The sequence below is a fragment of the Rhodococcus sp. 4CII genome (assembly GCF_014256275.1).
GTDB classification, from domain to species: Bacteria; Actinomycetota; Actinomycetes; order Mycobacteriales; family Mycobacteriaceae; genus Rhodococcus_F; species Rhodococcus_F wratislaviensis_A.
In genome coordinates, this window is record NZ_JACCFE010000002.1 from 5,958,209 (window position 1) to 5,982,200 (window position 23,992).

Here is a 23,992-nt window from a genome sequence, read left to right on the forward strand (position 1 = left end):
TGACAGTCCGTGTCGGATACACACGCTAGTTTGTGCATTGTTGAATCTTGCAGCAGGAAGGGACCGTCATGACGCACGTGGTCGCGACTACCAACCTCAAGGGTGGGGTAGGGAAGACGACGACCACGGCTGCCCTCGGCGAGATGCTGTCCGGTGAGTTCGGGCAACGGGTAATGCTCATCGACCTCGATCCTCAGACCAACCTGACGATGATGATGATTGGGGAGAGTCGCTGGGGTGAGCTCGACTCACAGGGCCGCACCCTGGCGGCGTTGTTCGAGCACGCGATATCAGCTGCCGGCACCGTCTTCGAATTCGACGTATCGAGCATCATCCAGCGTTCCGTGTCGCCGTTACGCAAGGTCCGGACGGTCGACCTCCTGCCGTCTTCGCTGAAAATGATTGGTCTGCAGGAACGGATCGCTGGAGCAGCGTTCGCGTCGGGTGACTCGACGGATATCCTCCTGCGTGCTCTGAAGCCCGTCATCGATCAGTACGACTACGTGCTGATCGACTGCCCACCGAATCTCGAGACCATCACGCTCAACGGTCTACGTTGCGCAGATGCGTACATCATTCCCACCATTCCCGATGTGATGTCGACGTACGGTATCGGTCCGGTGCAGGAACGGATCGCGCAATTCGGCGAGCGCTGGGGACGGCCGATCGTGGAACTGGGTGTAGTGATCACCAAGTACCGGAAGGCGTCGCCGGTCCATCGAAATACTGTCGATGATCTGAACCGGAGGAAGGACATCACGATGGTGTTCCCGTCCCTGATTCCGGAGGCGAATCAGATTGCGGCGGCCGCGGAGTATGCGGACTTCGGCACTCTCCGACAGAAGTACGGATCGGACGGTCAGTTCACCGCACTGCGGGATCTGGCACAGGATTTCATGGCTACGGCAAAGGTGAGGTTGGGATGGGCGTAGGAGAGACACGCGGGAGAGACCTGACGGTCGACGAGCTGCGACTGCGGCGTGTCACCTCCGATGCGGAGACTTCGTTGGTGACGCTTGGCAAGGCCAATCCTGACGTGGCGGTGGCACTGGCGCGGATGGTCCAGGCCATAGCGGATGAGGCAGCGCGTACGCCTCGCTTTGCGAAGACGCTGGGTGAGGCACTCGCCGCCGGGGGTGGTGTCGCGGCGCCTGCCCCGCCCAAGCCTGCCGCCCCGCGTATCGCGACCGCGCGTTCGAAGGGTGTCCTCGATCCGTTCTCGGTGTTCGCGGTTTCCGGTGAAGCGGGCCTGCGCGCTCGATTGAAGACGCTGAACACGGAGCAGTTGAAGGACATCATCACCGAACACTCGATGAACTACGACAAAGCCGCGATGCGTTGGAAGACACCTCCGCGCTTGATCGATCGGATCGTGGAGCGGGTGCAGGCCCGTGCCACCAAGGGCGAAGTACTGCGGTAAATGACGGTGACAGTCGATCGATACGACGGCTTCGACGGACAGGTTCTTCTGCACGACGGGTACGTCTGGATAACGCGGGAAGAGCTGGCGCCGTCTGTGGCGTTGTCGTTTGGTACCGAGCCGCGGCGATTGCCGATTTCGCAGATCGGTGAAGTACGGCTGACGCGCGGAACGACTTCCGAGTTCGGCATCGTCCACGTCATCGAGCGGTGTATCGACCTCGAAGGGTCGTCGGAGGGGCAGTTCAATATTGGGCATCCCCACGCCGTGCGTTATTACGCCGGCTCGAACCACAAGTTCACGCAGCTGGCTCGAACGCTCGGGGCGCTCGGCGTCACCATCGTTGATCGGACGTCCTCTGTCGAGCCCGAGGCCGAAGGGTTTGATCGCGTCCCCGCGGAGCCTGCGTATTCTCCTCCGAAAGCGGAAGCGCCCAAGCTTGAGGAACATCCGCAACCACGGCTGCAGCAGATGCGTCCTGCGGAGAACAAGTGCACACCGAAACTCAAGCGAGAGTTGGAACCGGCAGCTCCTCGTCCACAGGGGAGTGCCGCCGCCGGCGCGGGCACGAGTAAGCACGAACCACCAGTCGAATTCGACGAGAACGAGGTAGGCACAGAGGCGGCCATCGATGTCGGAGAGTATGAGACTGTCGATTCGATTCGGGCGTATTTGAAGTCGATCCAGAAGCGCTCCCTACTGGTGTCGGGAGATGAATCCGAACTCGCACAGCGGATCGAGGCCGGGCTCTACGCGGCCTATCTGTTGGAGGAGGCCGAGGAAGCCGGCGAGAAGTTATCCGACCAGCGACACCGCGACTTGGAGCGGCTCCGTCGAGATGGGCAGCGCGCAAAGATGCGGTTCCTCGAGGCGAACTTGCGATTGGTCGTATCGATCGCTCGTCGTTACCAGGGCAGGGGGCTCGAACTTCTCGATCTCATTCAAGAAGGCAACCTCGGACTGTTCAGGGCCGTCGAGAAGTTCGACTACAAGACCGGATTCAAGTTCTCGACCTACGCGACGTGGTGGATTCGGCAGGCGATCACTCGCGCCCTAGCCGACCAGTCCCGGGTCATTCGGATTCCGGTGCACATGGTCGAGCAGATCGACCAGCTGAGCAAGGAGCGTGCGCGCCTGACGAGGGAGACCGGGCGGGAGCCGACGCCGAGCGAGCTCGCCACTGCGCTCGACACCACGACCGAACACATCGGTGATCTGGAAAAGTACGACCAACGCGTGCTGAGTCTCGATGTGCTCATCGACAACGCAGAACACGACGGGCTCGACTTCGAGGACGACCTGGCCGTCGTTGCAGAAGAGGTCGCTGAGCGCAGACGATTCTATGAAGTGCTCGAATCGGTGCTCGCGCCGTCGTCGGAGCGGGACGCCCAGGTCATCCGGCTCCGGTACGGGCTGACAGGATTGGAACCGTACACCCTCGATGAGATCGGGAAGATCTACGGTGTTACGCGCGAACGAATCCGGCAGATCGAGTCCAAATCATTGAAAGCAATGAAAGAGGAGCCAGTCGCAAGCATTCTGCGACCCTTCTACGACTCAATGTGACTAGCGGGGAAAGGCTGAGTACGTGGAGGAACGGTTGATGGCGGATATTTCTCAGGGTGTCAACGCCGCATCGGATTTTGACACACGTCTACGTAGCGAGGCGATGAGGTTTCTGGCCATCCGCACGAATGACGGTCTCGATTCGATCAGCAGACAGGAACTGCTCGACTTCACTGTCGATGGCGAGATGTTCCGCTTGATGGATCCCACACGCGGCATTCGCAAGCCACGCCAGCTCGCCTCCGCATTGTCGATCAGCACCACGTACCGTCGCGCTGGCGAAGAGCGACCGTACGAGGATACGGTGGGTGCGGACGGGCTCCTTCGCTACAAGTGGTCAGGCAAGGATCCCGAGAACATGGACAACCGGGGCCTTCGTGCGGCGATGGAGCTGAAGGTTCCGCTCATCTGGTTCTATGGCGTGGGACCGAGCCGCTTTCAACCGATCTACCCCGTATTCATTGTCGCTGAGGAAGCTGAGCAGCATCAATTCGTTGTCGCAACGGAAGTCGCACGTGATTTGCACCGGACGGACTCGCCTGTGGAGGAGCACCTCCGCCGATACATCGTGGCGGAGACCAAGCGGCGATTGCATCAGCCCGTCTTCCGGTCCACGGTGATGCGCGCGTATGAGACCCGGTGCGCGGTGTGTGCGCTGGGGCACAGTCAACTTCTAGACGCGGCGCACATCGTTCCGGACTCTGACGAAGGGGGCATCGCTTCCGTTCGAAATGGGCTCGCGATGTGCAAGATTCACCATGCGGCATTCGATGCGCACATTTTGGGTATTCGACCGGACCTTGTGGTGGAAATTCGACAGGACCTGCTCATCGAGATTGACGGACCGATGCTCGAATACGGATTGAAGGAACGACATGGTCAGAAGCTCATGGTGATTCCATCTGTGCGGGCTGAGCGGCCAGATCGAGAACTGCTCGAGGCGAGCTACGACAAGTTCCGATCAGCGGGGTGACGGGTACGAATGGGCGCAAATTCTTTTGGATGCAGCGAGCCGATAGAACTAACGCGTTTCGGTGCAATGGTCTAATGACTGCCTGCTGTCGCCAGTGCGCCCCGCTGCGGGGCGAGATGACTTTCGATTTCGGTGTCTCAGTGTCGCGTTGCTCGACCTCAGTACCGATGGCGGGATGTTTGCCCTCGGTCGTCGCGCATCGTCACCACCAGCCGCGATGCTCTCGTTGCCGGACGAATTCGTCCTCCCGCTCTCCCCGTTGCCCACGGTCAACGGAACGGAGTCGCCCACCCCGGCGCGCGGGACGGGCCGGTATCAAGGAAGTTGATCATTCGCCCACGAATCCCGGAAGCGGATTCCGGCGAGTCTGAAGCTCGCCGTCCACCCGATCGAATTGCAGGTTCACACCTCTTCATCGCTGTAGTCTGACGTGTCAAAGCGATTGTCGCCATATGTAACTCGTTGATATTTCAGACGGTGGGTGAATCCTGAAGTTGCGGGGGTGCGCGCAACCCGAGAATCGCATGCCAGCTTGTCAGTACCACTCGGCCACTCCGCCGTGACGGGAGCACGTTCCGCTTCTACTCTCGCTGTAAGAATATGTGCCGTCATTGCAACGTGCGCTTGCGCCGCTCGGCGATGAGCCGGGTACGGGGATGCAATTGCCGGCGGAGTTCTCGTAGTAGCCCTCGCCGCAGCCGTACCCTCCCCAAGGTTCGGGATCCGGGGCAGGTGCAGGTGCAGGAGCCGGTGCCGGCGAGGGCGGAGGTGGTGGGGGTACGACTGGAGCCGGTGCGGGCGCCGGAGCGGCCGGTGGTGGTGGGGGTACGACTGGAACTGTTGTCGGCGAGGCGCGAGTTAGTTCCTGTTGAACTGGTGGAACGGTAGGGGGTGGCGGAGACGGCGAAACGGTTGTGGTCGGCACGGCTACCGGGCTTGGATGTGGTGGTAGGGTCGCGCCGCACTCACCCAAGACCCGCGCGATCGCGTCGTGCTCACCTTGCGAGACCCACAGCCGATAGAGCGACTTGACGTCCACCTGCTGGGCCACGTAGGTGCAGCGATACGACGAGTTGGACGGCAACCACGCAGAGGCGTCGCGCCCGGCCTTCTGCTCGAATGTAGTGGAACCTACCGCCTGCAGGTTGCGCGGATCGTTTGCTAGCGCGCGCATCGTTTGCTCGTCGACCTGCTGCGCTCCCTTCTGCCACGCATCCGCAAGAGCGACGACACGGTCGACTTGCACGCTGCCCGATACGTCCGCGTCGCTTACGAAGGTAAGGGTTCTGTTCGAATAGGGATCCTCCAGTTTCCCCGAACGTACTGAGCATCCTCCAGAACCCGACACGAGGACGACCTCGGTGAGGTCCCGTCGCAGAATGTCATCGCGAGTGTCGCATCCATTTCTTCCGCTCTCGACGTCAACGTCGTCGGACCACGTCGACAGCCTGGCATCATCAAAGCCAACCATCGGCGCTGGCTGCTCGATGGCTAAGGCGTCGAGCTTCGCGAGTGCAGCGTTGGCTGCCACCGAACCATCGACTTGTTTGACTTTGGACGCGACGGCGAGGGGCCGCTCGGCGGTCGTGGTCGGTGCAGATGGAGCAGTCGCGGTCGTTGTGCCAGGGAAGGTCGAGCTTGCGATCTCAGCCGTCTGCTCGCTTTCGTGCATCTCGGGGTGAATCGCCGAATCAAGAGCAGTCGAGGCTATGAACAACGTTGCCACCGCCGCGCCCCAGAGAACTCTCCGCTTGACGGGTGACTTGCCCGGATTCTGTTGCCTCCATGCGCGAACGCGTGATGGGCGAATGGTGGCGAAGTACAACGCGCCAGTGGAGATCAGTAGCCCGAATACGTAGAACGCAATACTGACCACGCCGTCCATCGCAGCGCCGATGAGAGAGAGGAGGAAAACGACTCCAATCAGTCCCACAACTACTCGAACCGCTGCCGACAGTGTGCGACGGAACCCTGCGCGGCCGTTCTCGTGAGCGGGTGAGCTGGGTGTGGGACCGTGAGGGTCGTACATGGTATCTCCGGGCATTGCTAGCAGTGACGCGCAAGCGTTGTCCCTGGTTATCGCACCTTTGGGTAGATCTGTTACGCGCGGGATGCGTCGCATCAACTTCTTCGCGTCACTGCGTGAGCGCAGCCGCGGGGCGGTCGGGGGCCTGAGAGACGCCCGGGTCGATCGCTGGTTTCATCACAACGCAGGTCCTCGTACGCTGGCTCCAGGTATCGCCGCCGTTTAACAGAGCAACGTGTGCGCGCGTGTGTGGTGCACTGCGCAGCAATGGCTACTGTCTAATTTTCGCCCTGCTGCGAACGGCATTCTTCTTCGGTTGCTCCAGAATTCAGGCATTCGAACCATTTGCCTTGTATGTCACCGGAGGTGGGGGGTTCGCCGCACATTTCGCCACAGCGTTGATAGTTCGGGACCGGTGAGCCGTCAGGCCAGACGCATCCACTCTCGTTGCAGGTGTAACCCCGGCCGGAGGTCGTCCCGGGGTCCGGCTGCTGCTCGGCCTTTTGGGTGAAGTAGTAGTCGTTGCATTCCTCGGTGTACATCAGGGTGCCGTCTGACATGTGGGTAGTGCCCGGCTCGTAGTTCTCGCTGATGTCGGCACACGCCACGACAGTGGCGCAGATACTTGTTCCGCTCGACATGGGGGCGCCGAACTGATTTGTCGGCGCGGGCATCGGTTGACTACAGTCAACCGTTTCCGTGGGGGTGGCCTGTGGCTGATCCTCTGCGCTCGGTGGAGGTTCTGGGCTCGCTGCCGGAGGGACGGTCGTTTCCGTCCTGGCCGGCGGCGTGCTGACGATCGTTGCCGTGTCGACGTTTCCAGAGTGCGAGCTACATGCACCAAGTAGCAAGAAGGATGCAAAGAGCACTGCGCAAGGACGGCGGCGTTCTGCACCCCTCGAAACAGCTGTACGCATCGCATCTCCCAAAACAAGTTCGACCGGATGAACACTAATTGACGGTACGTGGGAGGGCGCCATCTGGTGGTAGGTCTAGGCGTCTGATATCGCCTCGCAACGTTTACGTCAATCGCTACTCGCCTGGCTGGGTGGCGCCAGCGCGATGCCTCGTGAGACTTGGACTCCAGCCTGTCGACGATTTCTCGATCGTCACAGATGTGCCGCCCCGAAATCCCCCCGAACATGTCAGACCCAGGATCGGTCGAAAACGCCTCGAGCACAGAAATTTTTAGCGATCAATGCGTTGGGGCCGCGAGCGCCGTCGGTGCGAATTGATTGTGCGGATTCCGGTAGGACTAACAAGCCTTGAGTTGACGCCGACAGGCGGGTAAACCGCCCCGCGGTGACTGGACAATTCAGCCCAGTCACCGCGGTGTGGCTCACCGCCCGGTCAACGCCCTAGCCTTCTCAGTCAAATCGACTGTTGCCGAACGCAACTGGTCGGCCGAGTCGAGGGGCTCCGCGTACCCGACGCGGGTCACGGCCACGCCGCGGGGTGTGGTGACGCGCAGATCCAGACCGTAGCGGTCGGCGCCTTCGCACACGGCGGTGGTTGCGTCCGGGAAGCCGCCGAGCGCCTGGGCCATCGCGCGGAGGGCATCGGCGTGGTCGGCGTTGAGGTGCTCGATCGCCCGGCCGGCGTGCGGGGTGACGGGGTCTGCTTCGGCGGCGGCATAGGACTCTTCGGTCGCCGAGTCCATCCGCCCGTAGCCGCCGACCCACCGCACGCGCTGCACCCGCAGCACCCACAGCGAGAAATCACTGAAGTCGATGTAGACGTGCGCCGCCGGGATGGCCGCCAGGTGCGCCTCGCGGGCGGCGGCGAGTTCGTCGCCTTCCGGGCGGTAGACGTACCCGGCGAGGGTGATGCGGGTGCTGGCCAGCGGATCGGACGGCGGGTTCGGCGCGACGATCGCGATGCTGGCGCGGGGGTCGTGCGCGAGGTTGCGGCCGTGCTCGGCCATCTGCGACACACACAGCACGGGGGAGCCGTCGAGCAGACCGTAGGTGATGAACGACGCCCATGGGTCGCCCTCGCTGGTCAGGCTCGCGAGCGTGCCTACGTTCGTCGTGGCCGCGACCGTCCGGGCCTCCTCGGCGGCGGACGGGCGGGCGGGGTTGGCGACCTCCTCCAACGGCGGCGGGACGGTCGGGGCGTCACCGGGATCTCCGTGATCTAAATTCGTCATTCGCGCAACGGTACGCCGCCGCAAATTGCCGGTGGCATTGCCGTCGACCTGCGCTTACCGTTGAACTGAGGGCTCGATCGCCGAGTGGCTATGCGAGTGCGACCGGGTCCTCGCGAAGCGTGATCGTGGGTGATGCGAGATGACCGCGTTGGGCGTACTGGCGCTGGTGCTGGGTGTGTTGTTGATGGTCGTCGAGGCACACGCACCGACTGCGGGTGTGCTCGGCGGGCTCGGGGCACTGTTCGTCGGCGCCGGGGTGTGGCTGCTGTTCACGTCCAGCGACACCGCCCAGATGATCGCCATCCCGGCCGCCGCGGGAGTGGCGGTGGTCGGTGTCGGCCTCGCCGTGGTCGGTGGCCGGAAGGCACTGGCCGCCGGACACGCGCCCGTGCGCACCGGAATGCAATCCCTCATCGGATCCGACGCCACCGTCCGCAACTGGAAAGGCCGGCAGGGTCAGGTCGAGGCCGCCGGAAGCCTGTGGAGGGCGCAAACCCTGTTCGGAGACGACGAGACGCCGACCGCGGGCGACTCCGTCATCGTCGAGCAGATCCGCGGACTCACCCTCACCGTGCGCCGCCGCGAACCATGGGAGCTGCCGTTATGACCACCATCATCGTCATCCTGTGCGTCGTCATCACCCTCCTCGCAGTCGTCGCGAGCAGCTCGATCCGGGTGCTCCGCGAGTACGAGCGGGCCGTCGTGTTCCGGCTCGGCCGGCTGGTCGACCTGAAGGGCCCGGGGCTCGTGCTGCTGATCCCGGCGATCGACCGGATGGAACGTGTCAGCCTGCGGACAGTCACCCTCAAGATCCCCGTCCAGGAAGTGATCACCCACGACAACGTGCCGGCCAAGGTCACGGCCGTCGCGTACTTCCGGGTGGTCGACGCCGACAAGGCGATCGTCGAGGTCGAGGACTTCCTCGCCGCCACCCTGCAGATCGCCCAGACGACGTTGCGATCGATCCTCGGCAAGGCCGATCTCGACTCCCTCCTCGGCGAGCGGGAACGCCTCAACGAAGACCTGCAGAAGGTGATCGATCAGCAGACCGAGCCGTGGGGCGTCAAGGTCACCACCGTCGAGATCAAGGACGTCGAGATCCCCGCCAACATGCAGCGGGCCATCGCCCGGCAGGCCGAGGCCGAACGCGAGCGCCGCGCCAAGATCATCAACGCCGAAGCCGAGTTCCAGGCCTCCGCCAAACTCGTCGAGGCCGCGGACGTCATCAGCCGCAACCCCACCACCCTGCAGCTGCGCTACCTGCAGACCCTGAGCGCGATGGGTGGCGAGAACAACTCGACCGTCGTCTTCCCGATGCCGCTCGACCTGGTCCGGCCGTTCCTCACCGCGGCGAAGGACGCGGCAGCGACGGACGATGGCGACGAGCGCGCCCGGTTCGAGGCGCAGGCCAATCTCGCTGCGATGATCCCGCCCGCCGGTGCGGAGTCGCGCACACCGCACCACGCCCGGAACTGACGTATCTCAACGTTCACCGGCCGGCCACCGCACGTGCCCCGGCAGGTGACCGGAATGCGCTTGGCTAGGGTGGACGCACAGTGGCGTCCACCCGGGCACCTGCCCCAGTCGGGGCGAGCGGAAGCGAGAGACCGATGAGCGGCACACCGGCAGCCGACATACGGACGGCCGAGTATCCGCGACCGTCACACGTCGTGCTCCACCTCAGCGACACCCACCTGGTCGACGACGACCTGCTGTACGGGGCCGTCGACAGCGAGGCCACCCTCCGGCAGATCGTCGCCGACATCGAGGCATCGCACGCCCGCCCGGACGCGCTGGTGTTCACCGGCGACCTCACCGACCGCGGTCAGCCGGGCGCCTACGAGAAGCTGCGAGAAATCGTCGAACCGGTAGCCGCGACCCTCGGTGCGCGGGTGATCTGGGCGATGGGCAACCACGACGACCGCGGCCACTTCCGCGCCGAACTGCTCGGGCAGGAACCGACGTACGAGCCGATCGACCACGTCCACGACGTCGACGGGCTGCGCATCATCACCCTCGACACGACCGTCCCCGGGCACCACCACGGCGAGATCTCCGAGAGCCAATTGATCTGGCTGGCACAGCAGCTCGCGATCCCGGCGCCCCACGGTTCCATCCTTGCGCTGCACCATCCGCCGGTGCCGTGCGTCCTCGACCTGGCGGTGCTGGTGGAACTGCGCGACCAGCCGCGCCTCGCCGACGTGCTTCGCGGCAGCGACGTCCGGTCGATCCTCGCGGGCCATCTGCACTACTCGACGACGGCGACGTTCGCGGGCATCCCCGTCTCCGTCGCGTCGGCCACCTGCTACACCCAGGACCTCAACGTCCCGGCCGGGGCGCTGCGCGGACGCGACGGCGCCCAGGGCTACAACCTCGTGCACGTGTACCCGCAGACGGTCGTGCACTCGGTGGTCCCGATCGGCAGCTACGACACAGTCGGCGAATACGTCACCGCCGAGGAAACCGAGCGTCGGCTCGCGGCCGAGGGCGTGCGGATTTCGGACGGCGAGGTTGCTGTCGCACCGGCCGGCTCTGATCAACTCGTGCGCGGAAACTTTTCTCTGTAGGCCATGACGTCGGAGAGCCGGAAGCGGCGGTGGGTGCCGCGCATCTCGATCGGCAGTGCGTTCGAATCGGCGAGCCTGCGCACATAGGTGTCGGAGACGCCGAGGATCTCCGCGGCCTGCGATGTCGTGAGCAGGTCCGCGACCGCGCCGAGGGCCACGCTCTGACCGTCGGCGAGGAGCGTGAGCAGTTCGACGACCGCGTCGCGCGCGGGGTCGGGTAGCACCATCCCGTCGAGGGTGACGAGCGGCGACCCGTCGAGGACGGCCGCGAGCTCGGCCGCAACTTTCGAGTCGAGCGCGGAAACGATGTGGTCGATGCTCATGCAGTCCACGATCTCATGGGCCTGCCGGGCGGCGCCGTGGAGCGGTAGCCTTTTCAGATGGACGAGTTGCGCGATCCCACAGCCTTCGAACTCGCACCCGCCGACCAGATCGACGTGACACCGGAGATCGACGAGATCGGGGAGCTGCTGCGCAAGTCCGGCCGTAAACACGCGGTGGACGACGAAGACGAGCCCTGGCGGCACGGCTACCCGTACGACAAGAAGATGACCCGCAGGCAGTACGAGAACCGCAAGCGAAAACTGCAGATCGAACTCCTCAAATTCCAGGCCTGGGTGAAGGAGAACGGCGAGAAGGTGGTCATCATCTTCGAGGGCCGCGACGCCGCCGGCAAGGGTGGCGCCATCAAGCGGTTCACCGAACACCTCAACCCTCGTGGCGCGCGGGTGGTGGCGCTGGAGAAGCCCACCGAACGCGAACGCACCCAGTGGTACTTCCAGCGGTACGTGCAGCACCTGCCCGCGGGCGGGGAGATCGTGATGATGGACCGCTCCTGGTACAACCGGGCCGGCGTCGAACGCGTCATGGGCTACTGCACCCCCAACGAGTACCTCGAGTTCACCCGGTCGGCGCCCGAGTTCGAGCGGATGCTCGTGCAATCGGGCATCCACATCGTGAAATTCTGGTTCTCGGTGGGCCGGGAGGAGCAGCACGCCCGGTTCGTCTCCCGCAGCACCGACCCCGTCAAGCAGTGGAAACTCTCACCCACCGACCTCGCGAGCCTCGACAAGTGGGACGCCTACACCGAGGCCAAAGAGGCCATGCTGTTCTACACCGACACACCGCACGCGCCGTGGACCGTCGTGAAATCGAACGACAAGAAACGCGCCCGCCTCGAAGCGATCCGCTGGATCCTCGACCGGTTCGACTACGCCGGCAAGGACAAACACGTGGTCGGCAAACCCGACTCGCTCCTCATCGGTTCTCCCGCAACGGTCTACGACGAGGGCGAGCGTCCCGCCGATGCGTTTCCCTCCATCTGATCAGACCCCGGTCTCCCACGGCGCCGGGATCGGGAAGTAGGTCTCCAGGAACTGTGTCACCTTCCGGGTCCGCAACTCCAGGTCGATTTCGGGTGCGCTGCCGTCGTTGAGGCAGAAGAAGTCCATCGACCGCTTCGCGAGCAGCGAATCCATGTCACGCAGCCCCGACTTCATGGTGGTGTCTACGTACTTCACCCGCGCCGCCGTCTGCACCACCGCGCGGCCACTCATCAGCGCGTAATAGTGGTACAGCGAGTTGGTCACCGAAATGTTGGAGCTGGCGCGGAAAGTGCTTGCGGCCGTGGCGGCGAACTCGTCGGGGAACTCCTTCTCCATCTCTTCCATCACGCTCTTGCGGAGCGGGGTGGCGGCGTGCTCGAGGTGACGGGTGGTCATCAGTCCGAAGCGGTCCTGCAGCAGCCGGCGGTTGACACGGGCCGCGTTCTCGAACCCGCTGCGCTCGTCGTCGTTGTGGCCCAACCCGATTCGCGTGGTCGCCTCGATGAACATGGTGATGCCGCCAGGGGAGAAGAACATCTGCGGGCCCACCGCGCGGCCGAAGAACATGTCGTCGTTGGAATACAGGAAATGCTCCGCGAGACCGGGGATGTGGTGCAGCTGGCACTCCACGGCCTGCGAGTTGTGGGTGGGGAGCACCGACGGGTCGGCGAAGAATTCCTCGCTGGGCACAAACGTGACGCGGGGGTCGTCGGCGAGCCACGCCGGACGGTCGGAGTCGGTGGCCACGAAGATGCGGCGGATCCACGGCGCATACATGTGCACCGAGCGCAGCGCATACTTCAGTTCGTCGATCTGCCGGTACCGGGCGGCGGAATCGTCACCCTCCCCGACCACGTAGTTCTGCATCCGCTTCGCGCGCTGCGCCTGGAACTCCGCCGAAGACCCATCCACCCAGGAGAACACCAGGTCGACATCGAAATTGATGTCCGACGCGTGGTCGGCGAACATGTTCTCGATGGTCGGCCACACCCGGCCGAACCGCTCGACGGTGCCGCGGACCGCCTCCTCCGAGCGCACCACGCGGCGGGTCAGCGAATTCTCCATCGGCAGCACGATCTCGTCGTCGCTGATCGACCACAACTCGATCTGCACCCCCGTCGACGCTCCGTAACTCAGACCGCTCGCCACGTGCACGCGCGGCCGGAACAACCGGAAGATGCGGGCTTTCGACGTCGCCGACAGGGTGCCGTCGGAAATCAGGACCGCCGGCCCCTTGGCGTCGACGGTCTTGGAGTAGAACGGACGGTCCTCGCACGCGGCGACGAGCGCGGCCCGCAACGCCTTGCGCTGCGCCCAGTTGATCGCGATCACCGGGCGTTCGTCGTTGCCCCGCACCAGCAGGTACTCGATGCCCGCGCGGTCGAGGACGTCGCGGACGAACAACAGGTCCTCGACCATCGCCTCGTGCGGCGTGGTGTGCGTGATCGACAGGGCGAACCGGCCCTTGAACCGGACCACGTCGGGGCGGTCCCGCAACCGCGACGACGCGGCGGCGGAGGCGTGCGCGACGGTCTCGGCGGTCTCCTGCTCCGGAGGAACCAGGTACACGTCGTGCGGAGCAGAAGAATGAGTAATGTCGAGCCTTTCCGGTGACTGTCGCGAGTGCGAACACTGCCAGTGTAAGCCCCGGTTCGGGGGCGGCCGTCAGTCGAGGACCGTGAAGAACGAGTCGCCGTCCTCGGCCACCCCGTCGATTTGACCGCGGTCGGTGCGCGAGTCCTCCACGATGACGCCCTCGACCACGTTCGCGTGCTTGGTGCCGAACACCGGGATGTCGATGTCCTCGTCGTCGAGGACCCGGTCCACGTCCTCGGTCAGCTCGTCGTCGGGCAGATCCGCCAACGACACCTCGCTCTGCTCCTCGAGCGGGGTGTCGGGCTCCTCCTCGGACAACTTCTCGTCGAGCGACTCACCCTCGCGCTCCTCGCGCGCCGTGGTACCGAATTTGTCGGCCTCACTCCAGCCGTCGGGCGGATCGACGACGTCATCGCCGTCGTTGTTCCGCACGTCGTCGGAGTCCAGGCTCTCGCTGGGGCTCAGCGTGTCACCGGGCCCGTCTTCGATACTCATACGCATCAAATGCCCAGATCACGCGTGATTGAAACTTCGATCGATCGAGGTCAGGCCACGACCGGAGCACTCCGCAACGACTCGAGCGCGGCGATCTGCGCCGGCGACCACGGCGCCGAGTTCACCCGGCTCGAATCGAGCTGGACGAGGGTGGCGGTCAGCTCCGCGGCCTGCACACCGTCCTGCTCGATGGTGATGAGCAGGGTCAGCGAGGTGCTGCCGATTCGATCCAGGGTGACGACGATGTCCGCGTCGCCGGTGAACAGTTCGCGGCCGAAGTTGCTGACGACGTTCACCACGGCGGTCTGCGTGACCGGGTCGAGCAGGTCGCCGCAGACCTCCACGAGGGCCCGGGTCCACGCCGCGGCCGCCGCTTCGTGCGCGCAGTAGAACGGCACGTGGCGGCTCACGGACGCCGGCGCGTCCGGGCGGGGATTGTTCCGCAGGGGGAGCGTGTAACGAGGCATGAATCGGACATTACCCAGGGCCGACGGCCCCCGCGCCGGGGGACTACTCGAACAGGCTGCGGAGGTCGTCGGCGTCGAGGGTGGTACTGAGCAGGGTGTCAGCGTCCATCACGCTCGCGAACAGCGCCGACTTCTTCGCCTTCAGCGCCATCACCTTGTCTTCGATCGTGTCCTTCGCGATCAGCCGATACACCATGACGTTGCGGGTCTGCCCGATGCGATGCGCCCGGTCGACGGCCTGGGCCTCGGTGGCCGGGTTCCACCACGGGTCGAGGATGAAGCAGTAATCGGCCTCGGTGAGGTTCAGCCCGAAGCCGCCGGCCTTGAGACTGATCAGGAAGACCGGGGCGTCGCCCTCCTTGAAGCCGCGGAGCACGTCGCCGCGGCGCCGGGTGCTGCCGTCGAGGTAGGCGTGCGCGATGCCGGCGTCGTCGAGGCGGTCGCGGACCTTCCCGAGGAAGCCGGTGAACTGGCTGAACACCAGCGCCCGGTGGCCACCGGCGACGACGTCGGCGAGCTGCTCGAGCAGGGCGTCGACCTTGGCGGACGGGACGTCGCGGTACTCGTCGTCGACCAGCTCGGCGTCGAGGCTCAGCTGCCGCAGCAGGGTGAGCGACTGCAGGATCGTGAAACGGTTCTTGTCGACGTCGGCGAGCAGGCCGAGGATCTTCTGCCGCTCACGCTGCAGGTGGGTGTCGTAGACCTTGCGGTGCTTGGGGTGCAGTTCGACGTCGAGTACCTGCTCCTGCTTGGCCGGAAGATCCTTCACCACTTGCTCTTTGGTGCGGCGCAGCATCAGCGGTTTCACGCGACGCCGCAGCTGCGCGAGCAGTTCGGCGTCGCCCTGCTGCTCGATCGGCCTGCGGTAGTAGTCGGTGAACCGAGCGGGATTCGGGAACAGTCCCGGGGCGGTGATCGACAGCAGCGACCACAGCTCCATCAGGTTGTTCTCCATCGGCGTGCCGGTGATCGCCAACTTGAACGGCGTCTCGAGCCGGCGAACGCACTGGTAGATCTTCGACTGATGGTTCTTGGTGAACTGCGCCTCGTCGAGGATCAACCCCGACCACGTGCACGCCGCATACCCCTCGAACTCGAGGCGGAACAGGGTGTACGACGTGACTACGACGTCTGCGCCCTGAACCAGTTCGTCGAGCGGAACCTTGCGGCGTTTGAGGGTGTCCGCGATCGCGACGACATTCGCGCCCGGGGCGAAGCGGGTGGATTCGGATTCCCAGTTCGACACGACACTGGTGGGGGCAACGATGAGGAACGGCGGCGCGGCCGGATTCGACTGCCGCGCATGGCAGATCAGTGCCAGCGCCTGCAGCGTCTTGCCGAGCCCCATGTCGTCGGCGAGGATGCCGCCGAGCCCGTGCTCCCACAGGAAGGCCAGCCAGCGGAACCCCTCCAGCTGGTACGGGCGCAGCTGGGCGTCGAGCGTGCCCGGGGCGTCGACGTGCCGGACGGTGCCCGGTGCCAGCAGGCCGTCCACCTGCTGCCGCCACGACGTCGCCTGACGCTCGACGGTGCCGAGAGCCGCGAACTCGTCCCAGAGGCTCGCCTGGAACCGGCTGAGTCGCAGCGTCCCGTCGACCCGATCGTGCAGTGCCCGTGCCTCGTCGATCAGTTTCCGCAGCGTGTGGAGTTCGGGTTTGTCGAGGGAGAAGTAGGCGCCGTCGGGCAGCAGCAGGTCGGTCTTTCCCGCGGCCAGCGCGGAGAAGACCTGGTCGAACGGGACGTCCCGGCCCTCCACGGTGAGGGTGACGCCGAGGTCGAACCAGTCGGTGCCGCCCTCCGACGCCGTGACGGACACGCCGATGGCCAGGGAGTCGCCGGCCTCCCGGTAGTCGGCCGGCTCGCCCACGACGTCGACGGACACGTCGGACTTGCCGCCGAGGAGGGGGAGGACCTCGGTGGTGAACCGCATCGTGTCGAGTCCGCGCAACGCCGTCGATTCCGGGCCGTCCGACCCCAATCCGTATCTGTCCCAAACGATGTCGAGTTCGTCGAGCAGTGCGCGTTCCCGGGCGCCGTCCCGGTAGTCGTCCCCGGACGTCCGGGCCGCGAGCGGCGTGCGGTGCTCGTCGTCCCCGACGGTGTAAAGCCATTCCCAGTCGACGGTGACCTCGTGGTCGGGCAGATACGACGCCCGCATCACCAGGGTGGGCTCGGAGATCGCGGGTGGGACGAACGAGCCGTCCGAGGAGATGACCGTGGCCAGGTTGCGCAGCTTCGGCAGGAAGTCCGTCAGAAAACGGGACTCCTCGGCGGCGGGAACCTCGATGGGCGTGCGGCGGCGCACCAGATCCTGCAACGGGGCGGGCACGGGGGAGACGAGCCGTGCGAGGTGGATGCGCTCGTCCGCGTCGACGTAGAACAGTCCGTGAGCCCGGAGGCCGAGGAAGCCGACGGTGGCCGCGTGGACGGGTTCGCCGTCGACGCGGACCACCGGTCGCACGACGAGCGCGTCGGTGGCGCCGTCGCGGGTGGCGTCGAGGCAGACCTCCGCCGAGCGAACCGGGCCGAGTGCGCCGAGGCGCTTGGAGGAGTGGAGAAGCTCGACCCCTACCCGGGCCGCCTCGTCGAGCAGCGACCACAACTGGCGGCTGGGAAAGACGCCGAGGTCGAGGTCGGTGTGGTTCTGACGGCGATAGTTCAGGCCCCCGCCGGCCAGCAGATGGATCTCGTGCAGCACGCGGATCTGCTCGGCCGGATGCTGGAAGTGGCTGCCCAGCTTGTTCCACGCCAGCCCGCCGACGATCCAGCCCTTCGAACCCGGCTGGACGGGTCGTACCAGGAGTTGAGGTGCCAAGTCTCCGGACGACGCTTGCACCCGGAACTGGATGGCCAGCGGCGAACGCCGTCCGGAGTCGCCGAACGGATCGGCCGGGGCGAGCAGGGAGCTGAGCGAGCGTTCCCAGGTGGGGGCGACCACCGCCTGGGCCTCGGACCTCGCCTGTCGCATCGCGGTGATCAGCAAGGCGGCGACGTGCTTGCAGTTCATCGCGACCGGACACGTGCAGACTCCGTACCGGTAGAGGATGCGGCCGGGGACGGATACGACGAACGCCGAGGCGATGTACGGCTTCGGCGCGGTGCCCGCCACCTCGCCCCACAACTCCTTCGCGTCCGGGTCCCACGCCATGTCCACGACCGCGTGCTCCCGGGCGTACTGCTCGCCGCGGGTGTAGGTGGTGGTGCCGAGGACCGACTTGATCGACGCCACGTCGATGTCACGGAATTCCCCAGGCAGCATGGCCACAGGATAGTCAGTCGATCCGACACGGTTCGCCGCCCGATCGGGGTGCCGCGAACTCCACCCCAGGGTTCCTTGTTCCGCACCGCGCCCGATCGGAGACTTCGGTGGGTCGGGGGAAAGCCCAGAGATCGGAGAGAACACCATGGCCGAGATGGTCGAAACCCGGCGGGGACACCGCCCACACGCGGTCGCCCGCAGCCTGATGACGGCGTACGGAGCGGTCGTGTACGCCGCGTTCCTGGTCGTGTTCCTGTACGCGATCGGCTGGGTCGAGGGTCTCGTCGTGCCCCACACGATCAACGACGGTCCCGACGCCCCCGTCGCCGCTGCCGTGGTCGTCGACGTGGTGCTGCTGACGATCTTCGCGATGCAGCATTCGGTGATGGCCCGGCCCTGGTTCAAGAAACGCTGGACCAGGATCGTCCCGGAGCCGATGGAGCGGTCCACCTACGTCTTGTTCGCGACGGCCGCGCTGGCGCTGCTGATGTGGCAATGGCGTCCGCTGCCCGACCAGATCTGGGACGTGGAGACGAACTGGGTCCGCGTCGCCCTGTATGCCGTCTCGCTCGGCGGATACGCCCTCGTGCTGGCCGCGACGTTCGCCATCGACCATTTCGACCTGTTCGGGCTCCGCCAGGTGCTGCGCAACCAGAGCGGGAAGTCGGCTCTGCCCAGCCACTTTCGGACACCGCTGCTGTACCGGGTGATCCGGCACCCGCTGTACGCCGGTTTCATCATCGCGTTCTGGGTGGCGCCGACGATGACGTGGGGCCGGTTGCTGTTCGCCGTCGGGACCACCGGCTTCATCCTGGTGGCGGTGCGCTTCGAGGAACATGACCTGGTCGACACGTTCGGCGACGACTACCGCACCTACCGCAGGCGGGTGCCGATGCTCGTCCCGAGGGTCGGCTCGCGGGCGCGGTAGCTCACAGACCGCCGGCGACGGCGATGGTCGTGGCGGTGACGTAGGACGCCTGGTGGGACAGCGCCCACAGCACCGCCTCGGCAATCTCCTCCGGTTGCGCGACCCGGCCGAGTGGCACCCTGCCTGCCACTCGTCCGGGTCGTCCCGGGTCGGCCGCGGCGTGGATGTCGGTGTCCGTCGTGCCGGGGGCGACGCCGACGACCCGGATGTTCGCGCTCGCCCACTCCCTGCCGAGTCCGGTCGTCACACTGTCGACGGCGGCCTTCGACGCGGCATACCCGACGTATTCGCCCGCTGCCCCGGTTCCCGCCGCGACCGAACTGAGGTTGACGACGACACCGGGGCGCCCCTCCCGGATCCAGTGCTCGGCCGCCGCGCGGGCGTAGTTCAGGGTGCCGAAGACGTTGACGTCGAACACTTCCCGCAGCGCCGCGTCCGAGGTGCTGAGGAATGTGCCGAGCGGGCCGGTGGTCCCCGCGTTGTTGACCACCGCGGTCAGCTGCCCGCGCTCGTCGGCCGCGCCCACCACCGCCGCGGCCAGGGCGGCATCGCGCACATCGGCCCGCACCGCGGTGGCCCGGACGCCGCACTGGTGCACGAGGTGTTGGGCGGCCTCCCCGTTCCGCTGGAAGGTGAACGTCACCTGATAGCCGCGATGGACGGCGAGGCGCACCACGGCGGCGCCGATGCCGCGCGATCCACCGGTGACGAGGATGTGTTCGGACACCATACGAGCGTATCCCGGATCAGCGGTTCGGCCGCCCGAACGTGATGCTCGGCGCCGTCACGGTGATCGACGCGATCCGGACCGCGAGGCCGGGAGGCGACGGCGGTTCGGCGTCGATGATCGTGGGGTGATGGTCGACCTCGTCGGGTGACGGCCGGGCCGGCGCGAACACGCTGCGGACCACCCCGATCGGCGTGCGGGCGATCGCGTCGGCCGACTGCTGGATCTGTTCGAGCGTCCGGACCACCGTGTCGACATTCTCCGACTGCCGGGTGGTGCTCACCGCCTCGACCACCGGCCGCATCGTCCGCAGCAGGAACACGACCTCCTCCATGAGTTCCTCGGTGAGCCGGAGGATGTGGAACGACGTCTTCGCCACCTCGATCGGCACGGTGACGGTGCACACGGCGATGCGGACGGGACGCTCGGCGGCGGCGGTTGCCCTCCGGTGCGCGTCCTCGACTATCGAGGCGACACGCGAGGGCACGAAGCGGGAAACGAATGTCACTGGTCGACCCCCTCGCGGCACGGCGACTTGTTTTGCCGGGGAGGCTACCGTCCCGGCGCGCGCCGCGCAGGACGAGCACTCACCCCGGCAGCAGGGCCCGCACGGCGTCGATGGTGTCGGCGTCGGCGGCGGTCTTGTCGGGGCGGTAACGCAGGACGCGCGCGAACCGCAGCGCGAGCCCGCCGGGGTAGCGGGAGCTCACCTGGACGCCGTCGAGTTCGATCTCCACGACCAGGTCAGGGTGCAGGTACACGGTGTAGTCGTCGCGGCTGCGTTCGTGGCGCGGGAATTCGTCCGTCTGCCATTGCAGCAGTGCGTCGGTGAGGCCCTTGAACGTCTTGCCCACCATGATCGGTGCCCCGCCGTCGGGGTCGCGCGCGCCGAGGTGCAGGTTGGACAGGAATCCGGTGCGCCGCCCGTACCCCCACTCGGCGCCGAGCACCACCAGGTCGAGGGTGTGCTCCGGTTTCACCTTCTGCCAGGCGCGGCCGCGTCGTCCCGCCGCGTACGGCGCGGTCAGCGACTTGACCATCACCCCCTCGTGCCCGGCGGCGAGGGCGTCGTCGAAATGGGTTGCGGCGCCCGCGCCGTCGGGGCGGATCAGTCCGGGGATGCGGTGTTGCGGGGCAACGCGTTCGAGGGCATCCAGTCGCTGTTCCAGCGGTGCGTCGAGGAGGTCGACGCCGTCGAGGTGCAGGCAGTCGAAGAAGTAGGGATGCAGCAGCAGATCGCGGGCGGACTCGGCGCCGAAGCGGCTCATCGTCTCCTGGAACGGTCGGGGGCGGCCACTGTCGGTGAGGGCCAGCGTCTCTCCGTCGAACACCGCCGACGTGCACGGCAGGTCGGCGACGAGGGCGACGAGTTCGGGCACGCTGCCGGTGATCTCGCGCAGGGTGCGGGTGAAGATGCGCACCTCGTCGCCGTTGCGGTGCACCTGGATCCGCGCCCCGTCGAGTTTGTATTCGACGCTGACGTCGCCGCCGAGTTCGGTCCACGCGTCGGCGAGCGATTCGGCGGGGGACGCCAGCATGGGCCGGACCGGACGGCCCACCTCCAGCCGGAACGCGGTGAGGGCGTCGACGCCGCCGTCGAACGCCGCGACCGCGGTCGCAGGGAGGCGACCCGACAGCATGAACGCCCGGCGCACCGGTTCGACGGGAAGGTCGGCGGCCGCGGCGATCGCGTCCGTCATCACCCCCTCGAGCGCGCCCTGGCGCAGGTCGCCGGTGAGCAGTCGCAGCAGGAAGTCCCGCTCGTCGGCGGTGGTGCGGGCGAACAGGTCCGCGAGCAGTTCGCGTCGGCGTGCGGCCGACCCGGACCCGGAGACCTCGGCGACAGCGGAGATGGTCCCGTCGACGTCGGACACGGTGACGGTCGGGACGTCGACGGGGGCGGCGGGAATGTCCGCGACTGTCCGCCAGCCGATTCCGATCCGGCCCTGCCGAAGCTCCCCGGACAGCCACGCCACCACCGGTTCCACCTCGGCCGGCTCCAATCGGGTGAGCACCTCACGCAGAGCCCCGACCTTCACCTTGCGCGACCGGGTGGCCCCCACGTCCCGGGACGTCGCGACGATCTGCGAGAACAGCACACCCCGACGGTAACCGGAACGTCCGGTGGGTGGTCAGAATCCGGCTGATCCGAATGCTGGGCCGGCCGGGCCGTCGTTTCTACGCCTTCTACGATGAGCACGTCGCCGGCCGCTGAAGACGGTCACGGGAGTCAGCTGCGCCGTCAGCACCTATGCCTCCGCGGTCGACCCGCAGCAGTCGACCATCGCGTCCTCGATCGAGATCGCGAAGATCGCGGAGGCGAACAAGTTCGACGCACTGTTCGCCGCCGACCTGCTGAGGCGCTCATTCCCGATGGCGCCGGAGGTACGACGCAGCGTCGTCCCGTGCAGTTCCAGGCCGGTCACTCCGCGGCCGGCGTGGAACTCGGGGCCAGATTCGCGGAGGCGGTCATGAGTTCGTTCCACGCCACCTACGGCGCGACCGAGGAGGAAGTGCGGCAGATGGTCCGGGAGCAGGAGGAGGCGACGGACCTCGACGCGGGCCGGATCCGGCTCGAGGACATGCTCGGCGGCGACATCGACCTGTCCGGACTGCCGCTCGACAAACCGATCCCGGCGGACGTCCTGCCCGACGTCCGGACGGTGAATCGCCGCCGCGGCCGGGTCGAGATCTTCAGCCGGCTCGCCGCGACCGCGCGGACGCTACGGGAGCTGATCATCGCGTCCAAGGACACCGGCCACTGGGCGGTCGCGGGAACACCGGAACAACTCGCCGGCGCCGTCCAGGAACGCTACGACGCGGGCGTCCTCGACGTCATCTCGCTCGGCGGGCTCGCCGAGGAACGAACCCGGGACTTCGTCGTCAGTGGGCTGCTGCCCGAACTGCGGCGCCGCGGGATCGTCGCCGCCGACTACGTCGGCGGCACGCTCCGGGACAATCTGGAATTGCCGCCGCTGCCGGCCCGCTAGTTATCCAGCGGCGTGCCGTCGACGACGATCCGCACGCGGTCCGGGTAGAACGACACGTGGTCGTCGATGCCCGACGCCTCCGCCGTGGTGAACGGGTAGAACCAGGCGGCGTCCTCGACCGGCGCGGAGCCGTCCGACCCGGTGAACGACAGATACGACGCCGTCCCCTTGTACGGGCAGGACGTCCGCGTGTCGGAGGCGGTGAAGAACTCGGACCGCACGTCGATGCGGGGAATGTAGTAGCGCACCGGCAGCGACGTCTCGAAGAGCAGTCGCGGGCGCACCGTGTCGGCGACCAGCGTGTCACCGACGAACACCTCGACGTGCCGGGACGACGGCAGCACGTCGACGCGGACATACGGGTCGCGGGCGTGGACGAACACCTGCTGATCCTCCTCGTACCAGGCGTCCATCTTGTGCCAGTAGAACGCGACGTACGGGCTGAGGTCGAGGGAGTCGTCCAGTTTCACGTCGTAACCCCACACGGACTGTGCGGCGCGACGGTTACCGACGACGAGATCCCAATACCGCGCCTTGCCCTTCCACGGGCACGTCGTGGTCGCGTCGACGGGCTCGAGGAGGTCGAACGCCACGTCGTCGCGGGGAATGTAATAGACGGGCAGGTGCCCCTTCTCGAACAGGTACACCGACCGGGTGGTGTCGGCGACCACCCGGCCGCCGAAGAACACCCGGATGCGTTTGTGGTTGGGTTCGATCGAGATGCGGCCGTTCTCCGCGAACTGCTGGGCAGCGGCGGCATGTGTGAGAGCTGTGGACATCACTCCATGGTGGCACCTTCGGCGCCCCGTGCGCCTTTTTGGTAGTCAGGGCAACCGGAACGGCGCACGGGTGCGGAGCGCGGCGACACCGGCGGTCGCGACCCACACCGTGAAGGGGTAGAGGGCCAGGCGCTCGGTGATGCCGAACGGTGTGCCCGGAAGCAGGATCGCCGCCATGCCGAGAACCCCGAGGAGTCCGCAGAGACCGGTCCACACCGCGAAGGCGCGCCACCGCGGGTAGAGCGCAATCGCGACGACGATCATGGCGGCGTTGCGCGCGACGAAGGTCGGGGTCGCGACGATCTGGTGCAGGTGCGCGTCCACATTGATCGGGATGAAACCCGTCAGGGCGGCGCTGACGGCGGCCACACCGAACAGAGCCAGGGCGGTGCGTCGGAGCCGTCCCGGTGGCAGGAATTCCCGCAGGCACACCGCCCCGACGAGGATGAGCACGCCCGTCAGCACGAACGCGCTGTTGATCACCGCGTGCAGCGGCGAGCAGAGCCGGACCGCGGCGGCCTGTGCCGCGGAACCGTCGCAACCCGTGACCCCCAGGTTGCTGACCGAATTGGTCCGCACCACGTACGGTCGCGGCCAGGCATTCGCGGTCACGGCCTCGGCGACGAAATACAGGGGGATCAGCACCCACGCTGCGGCGCCCACCCGCACAGTCGACAGTCGCTGCGCGGGCGAAGACGTTCTCACGACGCTCACCCCTCCGTACC

At 66.3% G+C, this 23,992-nt stretch carries 22 protein-coding genes and 1 pseudogene; 10 read left to right on the forward strand and 13 right to left on the reverse strand.

The features are described from left to right. Positions 1–68: 68 nt before the first annotated feature. The 4 genes from H0B43_RS28320 (at position 69) to H0B43_RS28335 (ending at position 3,959) form a co-directional block, all read left to right on the forward strand. The gene (locus tag H0B43_RS28320; RefSeq protein WP_185724894.1) at positions 69–932 is read left to right on the forward strand and encodes a ParA family protein; all 864 of its coding nucleotides are present in this window, start codon (positions 69–71) and stop codon (positions 930–932) included. 77 nt (positions 933–1,009) lie between these two features. Further along, on the forward strand, positions 1,010–1,420 hold the full coding sequence (locus H0B43_RS28325; protein WP_397517440.1) for a hypothetical protein: 411 nt from the start codon (positions 1,010–1,012) through the stop codon (positions 1,418–1,420). Then, positions 1,421–2,986 (forward strand): sigma-70 family RNA polymerase sigma factor, encoded by a 1,566-nt coding sequence (locus H0B43_RS28330; protein WP_185724892.1) that lies wholly within the window; start codon positions 1,421–1,423, stop codon positions 2,984–2,986. It abuts the gene before it with no gap. A gap of 22 nt (positions 2,987–3,008) precedes the next feature. Continuing rightward, positions 3,009–3,959 (forward strand): HNH endonuclease signature motif containing protein, encoded by a 951-nt coding sequence (locus tag H0B43_RS28335; RefSeq protein WP_312033654.1) that lies wholly within the window; start codon positions 3,009–3,011, stop codon positions 3,957–3,959. Between the two features lie 535 nt (positions 3,960–4,494). Here H0B43_RS28335 and H0B43_RS43260 read toward each other — a convergent pair. The 3 genes from H0B43_RS43260 to H0B43_RS28350 form a co-directional block, all read right to left on the reverse strand. Further along, positions 4,495–6,081 carry a DUF3761 domain-containing protein gene (locus H0B43_RS43260; protein ID WP_397517545.1) on the reverse strand — a complete coding sequence of 529 codons (1,587 nt, stop codon included), beginning with the start codon at positions 6,079–6,081 and terminating at the stop codon, positions 4,495–4,497. 182 nt (positions 6,082–6,263) lie between these two features. Further along, the gene (locus H0B43_RS28345; RefSeq protein WP_185724891.1) at positions 6,264–6,659 is read right to left on the reverse strand and encodes a hypothetical protein; all 396 of its coding nucleotides are present in this window, start codon (positions 6,657–6,659) and stop codon (positions 6,264–6,266) included. A 665-nt stretch (positions 6,660–7,324) separates the two neighbouring features. Beyond that, positions 7,325–8,134, reverse strand: a complete 810-nt coding sequence (locus tag H0B43_RS28350; protein WP_185724890.1) for a HugZ family protein — start codon at positions 8,132–8,134, stop codon at positions 7,325–7,327. A 139-nt stretch (positions 8,135–8,273) separates the two neighbouring features. On the opposite strand from H0B43_RS28350, the gene H0B43_RS28355 reads away from it, so the two are divergent. The 3 genes from H0B43_RS28355 (at position 8,274) to H0B43_RS28365 (ending at position 10,701) form a co-directional block, all read left to right on the forward strand. Beyond that, on the forward strand, positions 8,274–8,741 hold the full coding sequence (locus tag H0B43_RS28355; protein WP_185724889.1) for an NfeD family protein: 468 nt from the start codon (positions 8,274–8,276) through the stop codon (positions 8,739–8,741). Then, positions 8,738–9,610, forward strand: a complete 873-nt coding sequence (locus tag H0B43_RS28360; RefSeq protein ID WP_185724888.1) for a slipin family protein — start codon at positions 8,738–8,740, stop codon at positions 9,608–9,610. Before H0B43_RS28355 ends, H0B43_RS28360 begins: the two co-directional genes overlap by 4 nt. Before the next feature lie 134 nt (positions 9,611–9,744). Further along, complete coding sequence (locus H0B43_RS28365) at positions 9,745–10,701, forward strand: phosphodiesterase (protein ID WP_185724887.1); 957 nt, start codon at positions 9,745–9,747, stop codon at positions 10,699–10,701. Here the strand turns inward: H0B43_RS28365 and H0B43_RS28370 are convergent. Beyond that, positions 10,671–11,024 (reverse strand): helix-turn-helix domain-containing protein, encoded by a 354-nt coding sequence (locus tag H0B43_RS28370; protein WP_185724886.1) that lies wholly within the window; start codon positions 11,022–11,024, stop codon positions 10,671–10,673. The genes H0B43_RS28365 and H0B43_RS28370 overlap by 31 nt on opposite strands. A gap of 57 nt (positions 11,025–11,081) precedes the next feature. On the opposite strand from H0B43_RS28370, the gene ppk2 reads away from it, so the two are divergent. Further along, positions 11,082–12,026, forward strand: a complete 945-nt coding sequence (gene ppk2 / locus H0B43_RS28375; RefSeq protein ID WP_185724885.1) for a polyphosphate kinase 2 — start codon at positions 11,082–11,084, stop codon at positions 12,024–12,026. Here ppk2 and H0B43_RS28380 read toward each other — a convergent pair whose 3' ends face one another. The 4 genes from H0B43_RS28380 to H0B43_RS28395 form a co-directional block, all read right to left on the reverse strand. Then, on the reverse strand, positions 12,027–13,523 hold the full coding sequence (locus H0B43_RS28380; protein ID WP_185729763.1) for a stealth family protein: 1,497 nt from the start codon (positions 13,521–13,523) through the stop codon (positions 12,027–12,029). It abuts the gene before it with no gap. Positions 13,524–13,691: 168 nt separating this feature from the next. Continuing rightward, positions 13,692–14,123, reverse strand: a complete 432-nt coding sequence (locus H0B43_RS28385; RefSeq protein WP_185724884.1) for a hypothetical protein — start codon at positions 14,121–14,123, stop codon at positions 13,692–13,694. 44 nt (positions 14,124–14,167) lie between these two features. After that, positions 14,168–14,584 (reverse strand): hypothetical protein, encoded by a 417-nt coding sequence (locus H0B43_RS28390; protein ID WP_185724883.1) that lies wholly within the window; start codon positions 14,582–14,584, stop codon positions 14,168–14,170. Between the two features lie 43 nt (positions 14,585–14,627). After that, complete coding sequence (locus H0B43_RS28395) at positions 14,628–17,843, reverse strand: DEAD/DEAH box helicase (RefSeq protein ID WP_185724882.1); 3,216 nt, start codon at positions 17,841–17,843, stop codon at positions 14,628–14,630. A gap of 145 nt (positions 17,844–17,988) precedes the next feature. Between H0B43_RS28395 and mddA the strand changes: the two genes are divergently transcribed. After that, a complete protein-coding gene (gene mddA, locus H0B43_RS28400) occupies positions 17,989–18,771 on the forward strand; it encodes a methanethiol S-methyltransferase (RefSeq protein WP_185724881.1) in 783 nt (260 codons plus the stop codon). A 1-nt stretch (position 18,772) separates the two neighbouring features. Here the strand turns inward: mddA and H0B43_RS28405 are convergent, their stop codons facing one another. From H0B43_RS28405 to H0B43_RS28415, 3 genes are all read right to left on the reverse strand, one after another. Next, complete coding sequence (locus tag H0B43_RS28405) at positions 18,773–19,501, reverse strand: SDR family NAD(P)-dependent oxidoreductase (protein WP_213015267.1); 729 nt, start codon at positions 19,499–19,501, stop codon at positions 18,773–18,775. Positions 19,502–19,517: 16 nt separating this feature from the next. After that, complete coding sequence (locus H0B43_RS28410; protein WP_185724880.1) at positions 19,518–20,006, reverse strand: hypothetical protein; 489 nt, start codon at positions 20,004–20,006, stop codon at positions 19,518–19,520. Between the two features lie 79 nt (positions 20,007–20,085). Continuing rightward, positions 20,086–21,597, reverse strand: coding sequence for an ATP-dependent DNA ligase (locus H0B43_RS28415; RefSeq protein WP_185724879.1), 1,512 nt, complete (start codon positions 21,595–21,597; stop codon positions 20,086–20,088). A gap of 112 nt (positions 21,598–21,709) precedes the next feature. Here H0B43_RS28415 and H0B43_RS28420 point away from each other — a divergent pair. Continuing rightward, a pseudogene (locus H0B43_RS28420) lies at positions 21,710–22,488 on the forward strand (hypothetical protein). Here H0B43_RS28420 and H0B43_RS28425 read toward each other — a convergent pair. Continuing rightward, positions 22,485–23,267, reverse strand: a complete 783-nt coding sequence (locus H0B43_RS28425) for a DUF427 domain-containing protein (protein WP_185724878.1) — start codon at positions 23,265–23,267, stop codon at positions 22,485–22,487. The pseudogene H0B43_RS28420 and the gene H0B43_RS28425 overlap by 4 nt on opposite strands. Before the next feature lie 45 nt (positions 23,268–23,312). Next, positions 23,313–23,972, reverse strand: coding sequence for a DUF998 domain-containing protein (locus H0B43_RS28430; protein WP_185724877.1), 660 nt, complete (start codon positions 23,970–23,972; stop codon positions 23,313–23,315). Between the last annotated feature and the right edge of the window lie 20 nt (positions 23,973–23,992).

Excerpts from the sequence above, each read along its gene's own strand:
- H0B43_RS28405 (WP_213015267.1), bottom strand. The coding sequence starts at position 19,501 with ATGGTGTCCGAACACATCCTCGTCACCGGTGGATCGCGCGGCATCGGC.
- H0B43_RS28390 (WP_185724883.1), bottom strand. The coding sequence starts at position 14,584 with ATGCCTCGTTACACGCTCCCCCTGCGGAACAATCCCCGCCCGGACGCG.
- H0B43_RS28355 (WP_185724889.1), top strand. The coding sequence starts at position 8,274 with ATGACCGCGTTGGGCGTACTGGCGCTGGTGCTGGGTGTGTTGTTGATG.
- H0B43_RS28385 (WP_185724884.1), bottom strand. The coding sequence starts at position 14,123 with ATGCGTATGAGTATCGAAGACGGGCCCGGTGACACGCTGAGCCCCAGC.
- H0B43_RS43260 (WP_397517545.1), bottom strand. The coding sequence starts at position 6,081 with ATGCGACGCATCCCGCGCGTAACAGATCTACCCAAAGGTGCGATAACC.
- H0B43_RS28360 (WP_185724888.1), top strand. The coding sequence starts at position 8,738 with ATGACCACCATCATCGTCATCCTGTGCGTCGTCATCACCCTCCTCGCA.
- ppk2 (WP_185724885.1), top strand. The coding sequence starts at position 11,082 with ATGGACGAGTTGCGCGATCCCACAGCCTTCGAACTCGCACCCGCCGAC.
- H0B43_RS28425 (WP_185724878.1), bottom strand. The coding sequence starts at position 23,267 with ATGTCCACAGCTCTCACACATGCCGCCGCTGCCCAGCAGTTCGCGGAG.
- H0B43_RS28320 (WP_185724894.1), top strand. The coding sequence starts at position 69 with ATGACGCACGTGGTCGCGACTACCAACCTCAAGGGTGGGGTAGGGAAG.
- mddA (WP_185724881.1), top strand. The coding sequence starts at position 17,989 with ATGGCCGAGATGGTCGAAACCCGGCGGGGACACCGCCCACACGCGGTC.
- H0B43_RS28345 (WP_185724891.1), bottom strand. The coding sequence starts at position 6,659 with ATGCCCGCGCCGACAAATCAGTTCGGCGCCCCCATGTCGAGCGGAACA.
- H0B43_RS28350 (WP_185724890.1), bottom strand. The coding sequence starts at position 8,134 with ATGACGAATTTAGATCACGGAGATCCCGGTGACGCCCCGACCGTCCCG.
- H0B43_RS28330 (WP_185724892.1), top strand. The coding sequence starts at position 1,421 with ATGACGGTGACAGTCGATCGATACGACGGCTTCGACGGACAGGTTCTT.
- H0B43_RS28395 (WP_185724882.1), bottom strand. The coding sequence starts at position 17,843 with ATGCTGCCTGGGGAATTCCGTGACATCGACGTGGCGTCGATCAAGTCG.
- H0B43_RS28365 (WP_185724887.1), top strand. The coding sequence starts at position 9,745 with ATGAGCGGCACACCGGCAGCCGACATACGGACGGCCGAGTATCCGCGA.
- H0B43_RS28370 (WP_185724886.1), bottom strand. The coding sequence starts at position 11,024 with ATGAGCATCGACCACATCGTTTCCGCGCTCGACTCGAAAGTTGCGGCC.